Source organism: Arthrobacter sp. T572 (assembly GCF_056780115.1).
Genome location: NZ_JBRAZQ010000001.1, coordinates 50,431 through 65,621, shown reverse-complemented (window position 1 = coordinate 65,621; position 15,191 = coordinate 50,431). Strand labels below are relative to the sequence as shown.

General features: G+C 58.5%; 13 protein-coding genes and 1 pseudogene. 10 read left to right on the top strand and 4 right to left on the bottom strand.

All coding sequences use genetic code 11. From position 1 onward, the window contains the following. Positions 1–4: 4 nt before the first annotated feature. Positions 5–1,447, bottom strand: a complete 1,443-nt coding sequence (gene merA / locus ACUYMZ_RS00285) for a mercury(II) reductase (RefSeq protein WP_062096303.1) — start codon at positions 1,445–1,447, stop codon at positions 5–7. Between the two features lie 166 nt (positions 1,448–1,613). On the opposite strand from merA, the gene ACUYMZ_RS00280 reads away from it, so the two are divergent. The 7 genes and pseudogenes from ACUYMZ_RS00280 (at position 1,614) to ACUYMZ_RS00250 (ending at position 8,991) form a co-directional block, all read left to right on the top strand. Next, positions 1,614–2,003, top strand: a complete 390-nt coding sequence (locus ACUYMZ_RS00280; protein ID WP_193593627.1) for a heavy metal-responsive transcriptional regulator — start codon at positions 1,614–1,616, stop codon at positions 2,001–2,003. Positions 2,004–2,662: 659 nt separating this feature from the next. After that, on the top strand, positions 2,663–4,006 hold the full coding sequence (locus ACUYMZ_RS00275) for an AAA family ATPase (RefSeq protein ID WP_481601671.1): 1,344 nt from the start codon (positions 2,663–2,665) through the stop codon (positions 4,004–4,006). Next, complete coding sequence (locus ACUYMZ_RS00270; RefSeq protein ID WP_481601670.1) at positions 3,999–4,637, top strand: RloB family protein; 639 nt, start codon at positions 3,999–4,001, stop codon at positions 4,635–4,637. Before ACUYMZ_RS00275 ends, ACUYMZ_RS00270 begins: the two co-directional genes overlap by 8 nt. Before the next feature lie 561 nt (positions 4,638–5,198). Beyond that, positions 5,199–5,591, top strand: a pseudogene (locus ACUYMZ_RS00265) (dsDNA nuclease domain-containing protein); the annotation flags it as partial. 243 nt (positions 5,592–5,834) lie between these two features. Next, the gene (locus ACUYMZ_RS00260; RefSeq protein WP_481601817.1) at positions 5,835–6,485 is read left to right on the top strand and encodes a hypothetical protein; all 651 of its coding nucleotides are present in this window, start codon (positions 5,835–5,837) and stop codon (positions 6,483–6,485) included. A gap of 107 nt (positions 6,486–6,592) precedes the next feature. Further along, positions 6,593–7,057 carry a hypothetical protein gene (locus ACUYMZ_RS00255; protein WP_481601669.1) on the top strand — a complete coding sequence of 155 codons (465 nt, stop codon included), beginning with the start codon at positions 6,593–6,595 and terminating at the stop codon, positions 7,055–7,057. After that, positions 7,054–8,991 carry an ATP-binding protein gene (locus ACUYMZ_RS00250; protein WP_481601668.1) on the top strand — a complete coding sequence of 646 codons (1,938 nt, stop codon included), beginning with the start codon at positions 7,054–7,056 and terminating at the stop codon, positions 8,989–8,991. The genes ACUYMZ_RS00255 and ACUYMZ_RS00250 overlap by 4 nt, the downstream gene beginning before the upstream one ends. A 798-nt stretch (positions 8,992–9,789) precedes the next feature. On the opposite strand, the gene ACUYMZ_RS00245 is transcribed toward ACUYMZ_RS00250, so the two are convergent. From ACUYMZ_RS00245 to ACUYMZ_RS00235, 3 genes are all read right to left on the bottom strand, one after another. After that, a complete protein-coding gene (locus ACUYMZ_RS00245) occupies positions 9,790–10,701 on the bottom strand; it encodes a tyrosine-type recombinase/integrase (protein WP_481601667.1) in 912 nt (303 codons plus the stop codon). Between the two features lie 299 nt (positions 10,702–11,000). Beyond that, entirely contained in the window at positions 11,001–11,369 is a 369-nt protein-coding gene (locus ACUYMZ_RS00240; protein ID WP_481601666.1) for a type II toxin-antitoxin system death-on-curing family toxin, read from the bottom strand. Then, complete coding sequence (locus ACUYMZ_RS00235; protein ID WP_481601665.1) at positions 11,366–11,572, bottom strand: ribbon-helix-helix protein, CopG family; 207 nt, start codon at positions 11,570–11,572, stop codon at positions 11,366–11,368. The genes ACUYMZ_RS00240 and ACUYMZ_RS00235 overlap by 4 nt, the downstream gene beginning before the upstream one ends. 403 nt (positions 11,573–11,975) lie before the next feature. Here ACUYMZ_RS00235 and ACUYMZ_RS00230 point away from each other — a divergent pair, with 403 nt between their 5' ends. From ACUYMZ_RS00230 to ACUYMZ_RS00220, 3 genes are all read left to right on the top strand, one after another. Further along, the gene (locus tag ACUYMZ_RS00230) at positions 11,976–13,109 is read left to right on the top strand and encodes a tyrosine-type recombinase/integrase (RefSeq protein ID WP_481601664.1); all 1,134 of its coding nucleotides are present in this window, start codon (positions 11,976–11,978) and stop codon (positions 13,107–13,109) included. Beyond that, positions 13,102–13,455, top strand: coding sequence for a helix-turn-helix domain-containing protein (locus ACUYMZ_RS00225; RefSeq protein ID WP_144648897.1), 354 nt, complete (start codon positions 13,102–13,104; stop codon positions 13,453–13,455). Before ACUYMZ_RS00230 ends, ACUYMZ_RS00225 begins: the two co-directional genes overlap by 8 nt. 379 nt (positions 13,456–13,834) lie before the next feature. Then, a complete protein-coding gene (locus ACUYMZ_RS00220; RefSeq protein ID WP_481601663.1) occupies positions 13,835–14,950 on the top strand; it encodes a Fis family transcriptional regulator in 1,116 nt (371 codons plus the stop codon). Positions 14,951–15,191 lie beyond the last annotated feature (241 nt).

Sequence of the window (15,191 nt, the reverse complement as noted above, 5' to 3'; positions counted from 1 at the left end):
CATGTCATGCCGCGCAGCAGGACAGTTTTGAGACGTCAGTAGTGAAGGACTGGGCTGCTATCTTGATGCCTTCGGCCATGGTCAGATACGGGCTCCAGAGGTTCGCGACCTGATCAACGGTCATCCCGGCCTCCAGAATGTAGACCCCGGCCGCTGCGAGGTCCCCGGCTTCCTTTCCCACGGCAGTGATCCCGACGATCCGGCCCGTGTCCGCGTCGGCAACGATCTTGATGAAGCCGTGGGTGTCACGGTTCACCAGCGCCCTGGGGACAAATTTGAGCGGCAGAACCCGGCACATGCACCGGATCCCTGCCTGGTTCGCTTCCTTGTCCGTCATCCCTACCGCCGCCAGGGCGGGGCTCGTGAACGTAACCCGGGGCAGGTGCCGGTAGTCGACCTCGCGCCCGGCACCTTCGAAAGCGTTATCCACCACCAGGGCCCCGTGCGCGGCGGCGACATAGACGAACTCCCGGTGCCCTGTCACGTCGCCCGCGGCCCAAATCCTCGGATTAGTACTGCGAAGGCTGCCGTCGACCAAGACTTCCCCGCGGTCCCCGGTTTCGACACCGACCATACAAAGGTTCAAATCCTCCGTGACCGGGCGTCGGCCTGTTGCCAGGAGCAAGCGCGCGGCCCTGAACTCCTCCTGTCCTCCTGAGACGGAAGCGTCCACGACCACATCCCCAGACGACTGATCGGTCCGGACCGAGGACACTGTCGCCCGGCGGAGGACCCGGATACCCTCGTCGGCGAAAACACCCGTGAGGGCATGCCCGGCTTCAGGCTCTTCGGCCGAGGCGAGCCTGGAGCGGACCAGCATGGTCACCTTCGTTCCGAGCCGGGCGAACAGCTGCGCCTGCTCCAGGGCCACATACCCTCCGCCCAAGACCAGCATCGAAGAGGGAACTTCCTGCAGCTCCATCGCACTCGTGGACGTCAGATAGTCCACCTGGTCCATTCCCGGCACTTCAGGAATCCAGGGGGTGGAGCCGGTTGCCACCAGGTAATGTTCGGCGCTCACCGTCTCAGTGGTCCCGCCCGGGAAAGTGATGTTCAAAACCGGGACGGCCGCGGTTCCGGCGAACGCCGCCGTCCCCTGCTGCAGCTTCCATCCGTAATCCGCGGCGAGGTCCACATACTTCTCTGACCGCATGGCCTCGACTAGGGAGCGCTTCCCGGCGACCAGTTCGGGCATATCCACCGGCGCCGAGGAGTTGCTGATGCCGGGGAACCGCCCGGAAGCGTCCACGGCGACATGGCGGGCTTCCGCGGCGGCCAGCAGGGCCTTGGACGGGATGCAGCCCGTGTTCACGCACGTGCCGCCCACAGTGCTGCGCTCAACCATCAACACCCGCTTGCCGCGATTAGTTGCGCGTATGGCAGCAGCGAAAGCACCCCCGCCGGAACCGATGATGGCCAGGTCATAATCGAAAGGTGTTGCCGACATGAGGGACTCCTAAAGATGCGAGGGGGAGCAGCCGCCAGCACAACTGCTGCTCAGCCGTTGCGGGCCTTCAGCCGAAGACCTGCTCTGCATCTCATTCTCAACCTTCCCCTAGACTGGAATGTCAAGGAATCGCCGTCCTGGTGGCCTGCTAAGAAATGGGTTCATGATGCGTATCGGTGAGGCCGCGGCAGCGGCAGGGATGACGACGAAGACGCTGCGTTTCTACGAGGACAGCGGGCTTCTCCCGGCAGCGAAGAGATCCTGTAACGGCTACCGGGACTACACCGAAGACTCCGTGGCCAGGCTCGAGTTCATCCGCCGCGGACGGGCCGCAGGCCTCGCCCTGACGAAGATACGTGAAATTCTTGGCCTCCGTGACGCCGGAGAAGCCCCCTGCGCCCACGTCCAGGACCTGCTCTCCAACCAGCTGGCAGACCTCGACCACCAGATTGCCGAACTGATTGCCTTGCGATCCGTCGTCGCCGGCCTCCACGCCAACGCCGCTGCCGGGACCGACGCAAGCTGCGATCCCGGACGCATCTGCAGCTACCTCTGACGCCCGCCTCCACCGGACGCCAGCTCCCAGCCTCCAGACCTTGGACTTCGTCCCGACCCGTGGCAGCGGTTTCACAGCGCCAAAAAGCAGACCAAAGCGCCTCCGCACTGTCCGGCTGGTGGGTACCGTTCGGGCCGTCCTAGTGGGCTCCGATCACGTTGACACAATCAGTCTCCATGGTGCCGAGCGCTTGTTCCATCTCGGACCACAGGGACGCGCCAACCAAGAGTCCAAATATCACGATGAGCGCGGTAAGAGCCCACGCGCACATCAGCGGAAATTCATCTTCATTTTCCCCCCCCAAGATGATTCAGAACGAATACTTCTGCTCTCAGGACTGGAAGTCTAACGGTGAAGGTTCGCAGGTTGGGGTTGGGGTTGGGGTCCTTCGACCATGGAGGGGCTGGCAGGCGGTGTACCTGTTGAAATCTGCAGACAGGAAATGTGTCCTTTGCCGTAGTCCCGCGGCTGGGTGTCGAAAAATCGCTTGGAGTTCGGTCTTCCTCATGGTTCAGGTCATCCGTGGATGAGCATCGTTGAGCTGGCAGCAAGGTTCAACTGGCTCAAAGTTCTGGTTTGGTGCTAGTTTCTGCAGTTCTTCTGCGTAGAATGCTTTGAGTGGACGAGTCCGTGCCACCTTCTACACAAGGGACCGCATCATGCTCTTAAAGTTCAGAGTCAGCAACTATCGCTCCTTCAGAGAGGAGGCGGAGTTTTCAGCCCTTGCAACGCGCCTAGACAAGGGCTTCGGCGTTCCAGTCGTTGTTGCAGCCGATGGAAGCACAGTTGACGTGCTCCCGATTGTCGCCGTGCTTGGGGCAAATGCATCAGGTAAATCGAACCTTCTTCGTGCCATGGCAGCGATGCGCGACCTCGTCTTGAATTCGGCCGCGCGACCCGTCTTTCGAAGTTTCGAGATAGAGCCTTTCCTCCTTGATCCGAGATACGGCGATCAGCCCACGCTAATGGAGATTAATTTTGTACTGAACGGTGCGCGTTATCAGTACGGTTTCGAAGTCCGACAAGGACGGGTGATGGAGGAATGGCTTCAGACCTTCCCTCATAAGCGCCCCCAGAATATATTTGATCGACAGAACACTGATGAATTTCAATTAAAGGAGGGGTTTGGGCGTTTTGGTAAGTTTCTAGCTGATACCACGCGACCCGAAGTCCTTTTTCTTTCTTCCGCTGCTGGTGCTGGACATCCGCTTCTCTCGGAGATTTATCAATTCTTCGTTAACAACCTTCAAGTTCTTGATGTCGCGAATCGCGGGCAGTTGGACGATGCCTTAGTTACTCGTCTACTGCAGCGAAGGGACAAGGCTGTCGAACTTCTTTCGATGGCTGACCTAGGGATCGTCGATGCCTACGTGGAGACCGAAGGCAGGTCTCCGGAGGAACACGAAAGATTACGTTCTATCATATTTGGAAACATTGATTTTCCGGATGATCTTTCCGATGACGATAAGGAAGTCCATGTTGCGGAAATGATGAAAGTAATGTCTCAGGAAGAGCCTACTCTTGAATTAGTTCATCGGGCTGGACGAAGGGCCGTTAGATTGCCTTTTGATCAGGAGAGTCATGGAACAAAGTCGTGGCTATCTTTTGTCGCTCATGCTCTGGAAATTATTGAAGTCGGGGGAATTCTTCTGATTGACGAGCTAGATGCCAGCATCCATCCACTCTTGCTTGCTCATGCACTTCGCCTCTTCCAGTCAAGAGAAACTAACCCGAATGGGGCGCAGCTTATTTTCTCAACCCACGATGTGACTCTTCTGGGTGGAACTGGCGATGCCCTTGACCGGTACCACCTCTCGCGTGGGCAAGTTTGGCTAACCGAGAAGGGGCGAGATGGCGGGTCTGTCCTCGTTCCTTTAGCTGAATACAAACCTCGTAAGGGCGAAGACCTGGTGCGGGGCTACCTGCAAGGAAGGTATGGGGGAACGCCGCATCTGGTTCCTATGTCCGCTGAGGCACTGCCCAAGGGGCAGATCCGTGGCTAAGAATCGCAGAGGTGGCTCGCGGCTAGAACGCAAGGTTGCGACGCGCACGCCGAAGAAGCGCATCGTTGTTGTATGTGAAGGCGAGAAAACGGAGCCTATGTATTTGAAGCTCATAAATGCTAAATCTGAGGCTGCGCTCGTGGAACTTCTCGTGGTCGACGAAACGGCTACGTCGCCTAAGCAACTTGTGGAGCGCGCCTGCAGGGAGAAGAAGAACGCTGAGAAGTTGTTCCGCCAAACGAAGGACCCGAATGTCAGGATTGACGAGATGTGGTGTGCCTTTGACGTTGACCAGCACCTGATGATCAAGGAGGCGCGTCAGCAGGCAGAATCTAACCAGGTGCGGCTTGCTATCTCGAATCCATGCATCGAACTTTGGTTTCTTATCCACTTCACTGCCCAACAGGGCTTCATTGATCGTCACGACGCCAAACGCAGACTTCAGGGTTACCTCCCTGGCTACGATAAGCGGCTTACAACCTTGGATGAACTCGAAGGAAAATTTGATGATGCGCGCGATCGAGCCAGGAAACTCGATGCCAAACACCACGGGGACGATACAAAGTTTCCGGACAATAACCCCTCAAGTGATATCTGGAAGTTGGTCGAGAGCATGGGGGCGGAGTACTGACCCGACGCAGGAGGACCGACTTCCACTGAGTCGTCACGAGACAGGCGTCCTAGTAGCGGATCCTTGCTAGGGCCGCGGTATACGCGACATGACACAATCGGAGTCCTAGCATCTGCCCCGGCTAGACGTAAACATCCGAGGTGGTAGCTTCGCATAAGCAAATGACATGAGGAGCAACTCTCACAACGGCAACAACCGAGGAACGGGTCCGATCGGTGAGTGAGACCGTCGCTCGCAATATCGCGGCCTTCATCGATGACTGCGGGTTTCCTCTCACAGAACGTGTTGCAGTATCTCCGCGACCTTGTCGAAGGACTGATCGTGTGGACGCACGTGCGAAACCCGTCAGTCCAGTTCCACTGCCAAACATAGTTTGATCCAACGCGGGACGCAGCGAAAGTCAAGGGAGCGCTGCGTGTCCTAACGAGCTTCACGGGCTCCCCAGATCACCGTTTCGCATTTAGATGCTTGACGGAGATCCTTCCGAGAGACGCTGATGCCTTCTCGGAGCCACGCGATGAGTGTATAAACAGGCCATCCTTGTGGAGACTTCCGTGGTGGATGTCTCATTTTGGCGACCTCACGGCTAGATTTGGCTCCGAGAGTTGTTTGCTTGGGGGTGGGGTTTTGTCTGACATGAGCGGGGCCGGTCCTGGTGTTTCTTCTACGTCCTTAGACTCTGCCACTCTTGCTGCCTTCGCAGGTCTCCCTTCCGACCCCACCGGGACCATAACCTTCCAGCGCTTCGTGTGGCAGGCCAAAATTTCTGTGCGGGACTGGCTAGTGACTCTTGCTCCGAATGGCCCGCTAGCGGTTGTCTGTGAGCATGTGGAGGACTTAGTGGTTGTAGAAAGGGACCAGCTTCGTTTCGCTCAACTCAAAACTCGAGATAAGGGGTCTTGGACAGCGTCGAAAATCTGCAAACCCGGACACGCCGTTAATACCCTTGTGAATTCATACTTGGCGGCAAAAGCAGCGGGCATTCTTGCTATATCGAGATTTGAAGTATGGCTCGAGGGGCCCCAGGGTGAGGACACGGACACGGTCGCATTCTTCAGGGACCCAAGTAAGGCCCCTGAGCGAATCAAACAGAAGATCCGTGACATGGGCCTGGCGGGTGCCAAGCTTAGAGACTTCCTCGGCAGACTGGAAATTCGGTGCCGACAGCCTTCTCGAGAATCTATAGACGCCGTGATAATGAAGGCGATAGGTGCCGTTTGGCCGCAACTGGCTTATACACAGATTGAAACCCTGTATGAGAGACTCCTCAGCGCGGCGACGGCTGCGCAATCTTCCTCTGTGCAGCAGCCTACCGTCCGTGCTGCCGTGGAGGCAGCGCGTCTAAACCCAGAGGAGGACAACCACTGGGAACCTATCCGTGCCCAAGCTCTCACGAGGGAACAGCTTCGTGCGCTTTGCCCTCCACTTAGTTCGGATAGTAATGAGCAACTACTGAAGCGGGCCGCCTCGGGCGAAGCCTCATTACTCGAATTGAAATTGGTTCGTGCCGGCGCGCAGCAAGGAACAATCGCCGCCGCGAAGCTTGCCCGAGCGGACGCAGAAGTCGCAGCCACTGGCTTTCTCGCCGCAGGCGATGCCGGCCAGGACGGCTTCCATGCTCTGGACCAACGGATCCTGTCCATGGCCGATTCACTTTTAGCTCTGAGCGCTCTGAACGGAACAGGTATTAATCGTCCTGCTGAGTTCATTTACCACAGCCTTATGAGTCGGCCTACTGACGTCAACGCAACCGACGCCGCGCAGGTTTACGGCGGTGACCACCGCTTGGTTGTGGGGCATCTTTGTAACGTCTCGGATCAGTGCCGCTTTAGTTGGGGTCTCTCGTGACGCCTTCATATCCGCTGCCATCAGCGACAAGTTGGCGGGATACGTACCGCTTCAAGAGTAGCCGCGAGGCAGAGTCCCGTATTCTCCTGCTAATCAACGGATTCAGTATGGAAACGTCTGGACCACGGAGCTTGGAGGGGAGGGTAAAGCTCGCTAAACTCGATTTCCTGCTCCGTTATCCGAAGCATTTAGCAACGATACTTGCGAGCCGGGGTCTTCGGGATGCAGCCCGTATTGAGCTAGAACGGCAGGACAGCCCGCTTGAATCACGTATGGTGCGTTACCGTTATGGGCCTTGGGATCCCAGCCACTTCGCTGTTCTTGGTTCCCTTATTGGCCGGGGGCTGGTCGAAGTTGTGCCCGCGGCCGGCACTAATGCACTTGGATATCGGACCACGAGGGAAGGGCGGCGCCTTGCGATCGCTCTTGAAGAGGATGGCGCCTTTGATGATCTTATCGGCCGCATTAAGTTACTACGTCGGCATCTGGACCTTACGGGCGAAGGTCTCAAAAAGATTATTTATCAACTGCCTGAGGTAGCCGGTGCAGCATGGAACAAGGAACTGGTATGACTGAGCCTTCAACTGAGGAGAATGTAAGGGATGCGAGTTCGCATACACTCCGCATCAACTCAATTGAATTGGTGGGTGGCAACAGGACCGTCGACCTGAAGCCAGGTTTGAACCTCATTCGTGGGGACATCACAACGGGCAAGACCACACTCGTTCGCTTGCTCCGTGGCTTCTTGGGGAACATGCCTAAGCACATGCCACCGGAGATGGAGCAGGTGCGGGCACTAACGGGCGAGGTCCTGCTCGGCGAAAGATTGTGGAAGGTTTACCGTCCTACGGTCACCACTAAGGATGTCCCAGTTGAGGTGGCAGAGGCGGATTTGTCTGAAGACGTCGAGGGCATAGCTCTGCGCCTGCCGGCCGCCGGTGCCGCGGGCTATGGAGAGTTCGTACTGCAACAACTTGGTTTGCCAGTGGTCTCTGTTCCCCGCGCTAAGAAGGAACCCACCCTTGATCAAACGCCGGTAACTATTAATGACTGGTTGCACTATTGCATCGTTACCGGCGACGAGTTGGACGTTCAGGTGTTAGGGCACCGTGAGACATTCCGTGATCACAAACGACGTTGGGTCTTTGAGATCGCCTACGGCCTGTACGACGAGGAGCTTGCGCGGCTGTCTGCCCAAGTCCGTCAAGTGGATCTGTCCATCCGCGCAGCAGAGGCCGAGCATGAAGTCGTGGCAGCATTTCTGGCCGAGGCAGAGTTCGGGAGCAAAGAGGAACTAGGGGATACTTTAGAGGCCGAGCAGGAGACACTGGTCGCACTTCAGAGCCGCCAGCGTGACACGCGTAGTGCTTTCGAACATGAGCCAGCAGAGGAGATCGCTGCGTTGCGGGCTGGCGTCCTGGACCTACGCAAGCAGATTGATGCCGATAAAGCCGAGCTTCGGCAACATGAAGCGCAGCTTCATGACCTCTTAGACTTGGAGCGTCAATTGGTGAGCCTTTCAAAGCGTCTCACACGATCGATAGTGGCAGACGAATGGATGGTTGACTTCGATTTTATCGTTTGCCCTCGCTGCGGACACGACCTGGATCGACATCGTGTAGAAACTTCCATTTGCTATTCATGCGAGCAACCCGAGCCGGACATCGCTCCAAATAGGGAGACCCTACTTCGCGAACAGGACCGGGTTACTTTTCAAATAGCCGAAACCAAACAGCTCATTGAAGACCGGCGAGATAGCCTCGAACGCCTGCGCGACGAGAGCAACGAGGGTGCCGAACGACTGATCCAGCTTTCGGATCAGCTTGATCACGCAACCGAGCAATTTGTGTCGAGCCATGCATCCGAACTAAAGGCTCTAGCAGCACAAGTGGCTACGGTCGAGGCAAACGTTGCTTGGCTCCAGCGCTCATTGAAACTCTTCGCGCATCAGTCGAATCAGCAGGAGCGCTTAGACATACTCCGCGACCGAAAGGCAGAGCTAGAGGCGGAAATCGAAACGCACGATGTCTCGGTCGTTCAGGCGGAGGAAAACATTGCTGCCCTTGAGGCGCGGATGCTCGATTACCTCCAGCGTCTGCATGCCCCTACTTTGGGTGACCTGCTAACCGTCCGGATCAACAGATCAACCTATCTCCCCGAGGTCAGTGGACGTACATTCGACGAACTGTCGAGCCAAGGGCTTAAGACTATTGTCAACGTGGCTCACACATTGGCTCATCACACGGTCGCCATAGACAGAGGACTCGCGCTACCAGGATTTGTAGTTCTGGACGGGGTATCGGCAAATTCAGGGAAGGAAGGCCTGGACGGTGAACGGGTTCTTGACATGTACTGGCTCTTCGCTGAAATAGCGGCCTCTTACGGCAATCAGCTTCAAATTCTTGTGGTTGACAATGAGCTTCCGCCCGAAATCGTCACAGCACTGAGCGATCGCATTGTGCTGTCCCTTTCGCAAAACGACAGGCTAATTGTCGTCCCGAGTTAGCCGGTTCGACAACTAGCCCGTGAAAATGGGGTTATTTGGCTTGTAGCCCTTCTGTCCAATGCCGGGGACCATCCTGATGGGTTTTCCACCGCTGCCACTGCCGGGGAGCTTTCCGGATGGCTCCCATTTCAGCGGTGGCTTGGGGAAGCAAAGCCACCAGAAGGATCTCAGTGTATGGCCAACTGACCGCCCAGATTCCGCGGAACCACTGGGCGATGCGGCAGATCTTGGCAGGATCAGGGGATGGGGCGTATTGATTCATCTGATGAGATATGCAGAGTTCAGCTTTACATAACATCCGTAACGCGACTCGGAACTAACCGTGGGGGAGTGCCGAACGCCGGTGTCGGCCGACGGCCTGGTTCCAGGCTCATTCTAGGGAGCGGCGCGGGCTAGCGCTTGACTGTTGGGCGAGGGGGGTGGAGCCTTGCGTGCGTCGGGCGCTAGAATGTAAGCCTCAAAGTGTGGAGTTCGAGGTTCTCTTTTCCTCTAATCGCCTCCAATGAGCGGATCGCTCAGAACAAAGACCGAGGCCTAAGTTCGGGTCTTTGTTCGTTTTAAGGGAACAGTCTGATCCGACGGGCCGCCATGGTCTCCCGAACGATCATTGCTCTGGGTGTGGCATCATCATCGCTCAACAACTGCACCAAAAGGAGGCCTTGGCGCTGTTGGTGCGGGCGTCGCAGACCTGGGAGGAATAGGTCTACGATGTCGCCCGCAGCGACCCGGGCCAAATTCGGGGCCAGCGGTGCAACAGTCGCTTGCCTGACGTGCCCCGTAGAGATCACCTCGGCAGGGTTACGATGCTCTACGAGTCTGCTTTGTGAGTTCTTGAATTGATCGTTCGGTGGCCTCGGCGGCGTCGCGGAGTGCCTGTGGCATGAGGTGTCCGTAGACCCTTTCGGTGGTCTGTACCGATGCGTGTCCGAGGCGGCGTGAAATTGCGAAGAGCGGCATGGCTCCGTCCTGTATGAGCCAGGAAGCGTGGGTGTGTCGGAGATCGTGGATTCGTGGCGTTTTTCCCAGCCCCTTGGTTTGGGCGGTGTGTACGGCTGTCACCCACTGGTGCTGCCAAAACGGCTTGTGGGAGATGCGCGCGTTCTGGGTGGTGGTGAAAAGCAGGTCGCTACCCGGCCGGTCGGTCACCAAGGGGCGGAGCAGGGTTACCAAGGTTTTGTTGATTCCTAGTGTGCGTTTACCGGCGCCTGTTTTGGTTGGGCCCAGATAGTAGCTGGAGTGTCCGTCGCGTTTCCACGCCTTGTTAATTCGCGCGGTAGCGACGCCCGAGGACTCCAAATCGATGTCCGCCACGTTGATGGCCGTCGCCTCGCCGAATCTGGTTCCTGTCATGACGAGGAACTGCACGAAGGTTTTGTAGTGCTCGTCCACACCGTCTAGCAGCATACGGAATTCCGCGGGCGTGAGGAACCGGGCATCCTCTTCAGCGCGCTCAAGAGGAGGGAGAGGGATGCCTCGGCATGGATTGCGGGAAATGTAGTGGAGCCTTTCAGCGGTGTGCATGGCCGCCGACAACAGCCCGTGCATATTGTGAATGCTTTTGGGCGCGATGCCCTTGAGGGAGAGGGCTCTGATCCACTGCATGATTTCGCGATATCCCAAGCCCGGGACTGCAATGAGGCCGATGGTGCTGCGGATGTGCAGGTCTAGCATCCGTTGGTAGGTGGCAATTGTCCCGCTGGAGGGTCGCACGAGCAGGTTGATGTGTTCCTGGACGACGTCGGCGACGCTCGGGGATCCTGGCCAGATTTCGGGTGGGGCCGGTTCCGGGGGCGTCCCGTGGGATCTGAGATGCTGCAACAGGACGCGGGCATCCTGTTCGGTGTGCAGGGTCAGGCTGCGTTGGCGTCGGGTTCCGAGTTCACGCCAACGCACGGAGTATGACGTAGATCCGTCCCAACGGACGCGTGTCCTGATACTGGCCATGGGGACAGGCTACGTCCGGTCGTCAGGGGTTCCAACGGCTCAGCGGCCAAAGGAATCCCACTGGTCTAGCGTGGCGCCAGGTGCTGGGTAATCGCGATGGCAGAGTCCGGGAGTTCGATGGTGCCTGAAGCGACTCCTACGACAAGTTCGAAACCCTGATCGGTGGTGAAGTCGTGCTTGAATCCGTTGACCCACAGCAACAGCACCATCAGCGTCCACGCGGTGCGTTTGTTCCCATCAATCAGCGGGTGGAAGCGGGCCACGGACTCCAACAACGCAGCTGCCTTCTCACCAAGGCCGGGATAGACCTCAACGCCCATGACCGTTGTTGCCGGTCTGGCCAGCGCGGAGGCAAGCAAGCCAACATCGCGGATGTGGAAGCCGTACCCATCAACAACGTGAAGGGCGTCTTCGATATCCAGGTAAGCGGTCACGCGTCCTCAAGGCGGATCAGCAGCTCAGCGTCATGACTCATCACGAAGTCAAGGCCTTCGGTGATCTCACGCCGACGTTCGTGGCGCTGCAGAACCAGCTCTGCTCCCTGCAGCAGCAGAGCTGACTTGGAGGTGTGTTCCTCCGCGGCCAACTTCTCGAGCCGCCGGTCGAGGTCTTCGGGAACACGCAGATTCATAGCCATACATCCATGGTACCAAAACGGTACTTTAAGGTCATTCACGGACTAAGGTACGCAGCCCGTCTGGATGCCGTCGGCGATTGACGCTTCAGATATGCCGACGTAGAACCCATTATTTCCGCACACTGAAGGGTGACTGCCGTCGCTAAAGTGCTAGACTGAAAAGTACGCCCATATGTCCTGTCATGCTATCAGCTTTACATAACATCGGTTATCGGCGTTTAAGTAGGACGAGTAGAAGTAGATGAGAGAACCCGTCCCATCCCGCTTTCTCGTGTTTTCGCAGGTCAGGTAGGCGTTGCAGTACTGAAGCGCCATGGGCTTGTCGCGAGTGAATGCGCGAGGCCGTGCGGCTCGGCGACGTAATCTCTCATTAGATGAGAGAATTTTGCGTACAGTTAGGTCGGTGAGCATCGAACCTGGGCGGATTCCGTCCTTTCTAACCAACGTGAATGTCGGGCTGCTGCGTGCCGAGGACCGCGTCTTTGAAGCGATGCTAGATGGCTGGCGGGCGCAGATGCTGGCACGCGGGCTGTCGACGTCGTATATCAAGAGCTCGTGCGGGACGGTCCAGCGGTTTCAGGAGCATGCGAATGAGTACCCGTGGACGTGGTCGGCGCATCACGTGGATGAGTTCCTGGCGGACCGGCGGAGCTCCGAGAAAGGTTTGGCGTTATCGACGCTGCGGGCTAATTCCGGGTCTATCAGGGCGTTCTGCTCATACCTGACTGATGGGCGCTACGGTTGGGCGGCGTTCTGCGAACGGGTTTTCTCGGACATCCCGGTGCAGGTCGTATTCGAGTGGAACTCGCCCCGGCATACAACGGATGATGCGATGCCGGCACGCCGCCGGGCGTTTACCAGGGCCGAGCTGCAGGCGTTCTTCGACGCCGCCGACGACTTGGTGGACACTGAGTTTGCCAAGGGATCCAAGCGCTGGCTTCCAGCCTTGAGGGACTCGACGGCGTTCAAGGTCGCTTACGCTTACGGGCTGCGGCGGCGTGAGCTGGCGATGCTCGAATATGTCGACTTCGGGCCCAACCCGCACGTTGAGTCTTTCGGCCGGTTCGGGGCGCTCCAGGTGCGCTGGGCCAAGGGAACCAGGGGCTCAGGCCCCCGCCGACGCACGGTTCTGACTGTCCCCGAATTCGATTGGGTCGTCGGGCTCCTTGAGTATTGGCTCTCCCCTGACGGCCGGAAACGTTTCCCCACCGCCGACCGGTCAGCCAGCCTGTGGCCCTCGGAACGCTCCGGCTCCACTGTTTTCCGCAATTTTGACCGCTCTTTCCAGCGGGTGAGGAAAATCGCCGGGCTCCCGGAGGAACTTTCCCTGCACACGTTGAGGCATTCGTACGTGACGCACCTGATCGAGGCCGGCTACGACCCGTTGTTTATCCAGCAGCAGGTCGGGCACAGCTACTCCTCGACCACGGCCCTCTATACTTCCGTGTCGGCGGACTTCAAACAGAAGACCATCCAGAGAATGATCGCCCAGCGGCTGCGCAGCGGCGGCACAAATGAGGGGAACGGCCATGGCTGAACAGCGACGGATTGGCTACCGCTGGAATCTTCGGCAGCTGATGGCCCAACGGAACCTCTGGAAGACCACCGAGCTTCTCCCCCTGCTGAAATCCCGGGGTATCAATCTTTCCAACGCCCAGGTCCACCGGCTCGTCACCGGAACGCCGGAACGCATTCCAGCCCAGACCTTCGCGGCGCTCTGCGACATCCTGGAATGCACGCCCAACGACCTCTTCGAACCCTACGTGCAGATGCGCGCCGCGAAGACCGCCAACGCCCCGAAGAAGCCAGAGGACCTTGGCATCGCCCCCGGTGCGCCGATCGCTCGACGGATCCGCGTGCTGCCACCGGATGAAGATGCCTAGGCCACGAAAAGCCGGAGACCCCGTCAGATGGCCTGAACCATGCGGACGCTGCGGTGAACACCATCAAATCGCGGTCCGCTGGCCGGACGGCGGAATCTGCGGTTACTGCTACCAGCAGGCCAAAAGAACCCGAGGCACCTGCGCCTGCGGTCACGAGGGTGTCCTGCCCGGCCGCGTCGACACGCTGCCGGCATGCCGAAGCTGCTCCGGAGTCCAGCTCAACATCGACTGCATCGGATGCGGGAACGAGGATGAACTCCACTCAGGGAACCGATGCTGGTCATGCATCCTCGCGGCCACCGTCGACAGGCTCCTCAGTCCACCGGATAACCAACCACCCTCCCCGGCGCTCCGGGCAGTCGCCACCGCCTTGAAATCCATGAAGCGGGCCAACAGTGGCATGACCTGGATCCAGCAACCGCACGTCACCGCTTTCCTCCAGCAACTGGCGGCCACGCCTGTGATCACCCACACCCACCTCGACGAACTACCGGCATCCCGCACGCGCGAATACGTCCGAGGACTACTCGTCGAACACCAGGCGCTGCCGCGCCGCGATGAACTCAGCGCAAGGTTTGCTGAATGGGCCGAGCAGGCACTCGAGCGGATCACCAGCCAGAACCATCGGGACATCATCCGGCGCTACATCCGCTGGCACCACCAGCGCCGGATGAACCAGATGGACGAGGTCACCCAAGGCACCTTCCTGCGGGCCAAACAATCAGTCACCGTCGGCATCGAACTGCTGAACTGGCTCACCGAACGAGACACTGAACTCGCAGCACTGACCCAAGCCCACCTGGACCGATGGCAGGCAGAAGGCCCAACGACACGGGGCATTGCCTCACGCTTCCTCGACTGGGCCACCAGAACCAGCCTTATCGATCCCTCATTGAAGCTGCAGCCCCACCGTCGCGGCACCAGCCCAAGACTCGATGCAGCCGCTCAAGCAGAGCTCGTCCGCGGCCTCAGCCACACGACCGACATGAGCCCGCGGGACCGAGCAGCGGCCATCCTCGTTCTGGTCTTTGGCCAACAGGTTTCCGACATCATCCAGCTGACGTGGCACGACGTCAAGGTGACAGAGGATCTGGTCACGGTCACCTTCGGAGCCGTCGAGATCGCACTCACCTCGCCGCTCGATGAGCCCTGGAGAGAACTCGCAGCCACCCCGACCCACGATCAAACAGCAGCGCACCCCAACAGCAACTGGGTGTTCCGCGGCGGCGCCCCCGGCCGGCATCTTCGCGCTTCAACCCTCACCCAGCGCCTCAGCGCCGCGTTCAGCAGCCGGGCCGCCAGACTCGGAACCCTACACGAGCTTACGAAAATCGCTCCGGTGGCCATCATCGCCGAAGCTCTCGGCTACGCCCCGGCCACGATCGATCGCCACGCACTGGCCTCTTCGGCCAACTACATGGAATACATCTCGTCGCTCCACGCACCAAGTTCAAGTCACGACAAACCATCGCTGCCTCTTCGCAGGGGCTACTAGGCCACGCATTGCGCCTATTCCGGCGAAGCGATCCATATCTCGCCATTAGAGAGAACGCGGGCGAGGCATTCGGCGATACGTACCGCATCCTCTTCTGTCGAACCAGGCACGAGCCTGATCCCAAGATGCGAGGCCGGAAGATCTGCACTTACCACTGCTCTTTCGACACTTGGGTCTTCATCGCAGGGGACTCAGCGAGTCATATCTGGGATGAATCGCACCTACATTCCAAGAGTCGTCC

What these genes read in the sequence shown, in the direction of transcription:
- merA (WP_062096303.1), bottom strand. Translation starts at nt 1,447, where the DNA reads ATGTCGGCAACACCTTTCGATTATGACCTGGCCATCATCGGTTCCGGC.
- ACUYMZ_RS00280 (WP_193593627.1), top strand. Translation starts at nt 1,614, where the DNA reads ATGCGTATCGGTGAGGCCGCGGCAGCGGCAGGGATGACGACGAAGACG.
- ACUYMZ_RS00275 (WP_481601671.1), top strand. Translation starts at nt 2,663, where the DNA reads ATGCTCTTAAAGTTCAGAGTCAGCAACTATCGCTCCTTCAGAGAGGAG.
- ACUYMZ_RS00260 (WP_481601817.1), top strand. Translation starts at nt 5,835, where the DNA reads ATGAAGGCGATAGGTGCCGTTTGGCCGCAACTGGCTTATACACAGATT.
- ACUYMZ_RS00255 (WP_481601669.1), top strand. Translation starts at nt 6,593, where the DNA reads ATGGAAACGTCTGGACCACGGAGCTTGGAGGGGAGGGTAAAGCTCGCT.
- ACUYMZ_RS00250 (WP_481601668.1), top strand. Translation starts at nt 7,054, where the DNA reads ATGACTGAGCCTTCAACTGAGGAGAATGTAAGGGATGCGAGTTCGCAT.
- ACUYMZ_RS00235 (WP_481601665.1), bottom strand. Translation starts at nt 11,572, where the DNA reads ATGGCTATGAATCTGCGTGTTCCCGAAGACCTCGACCGGCGGCTCGAG.
- ACUYMZ_RS00225 (WP_144648897.1), top strand. Translation starts at nt 13,102, where the DNA reads ATGGCTGAACAGCGACGGATTGGCTACCGCTGGAATCTTCGGCAGCTG.
- ACUYMZ_RS00220 (WP_481601663.1), top strand. Translation starts at nt 13,835, where the DNA reads ATGAAGCGGGCCAACAGTGGCATGACCTGGATCCAGCAACCGCACGTC.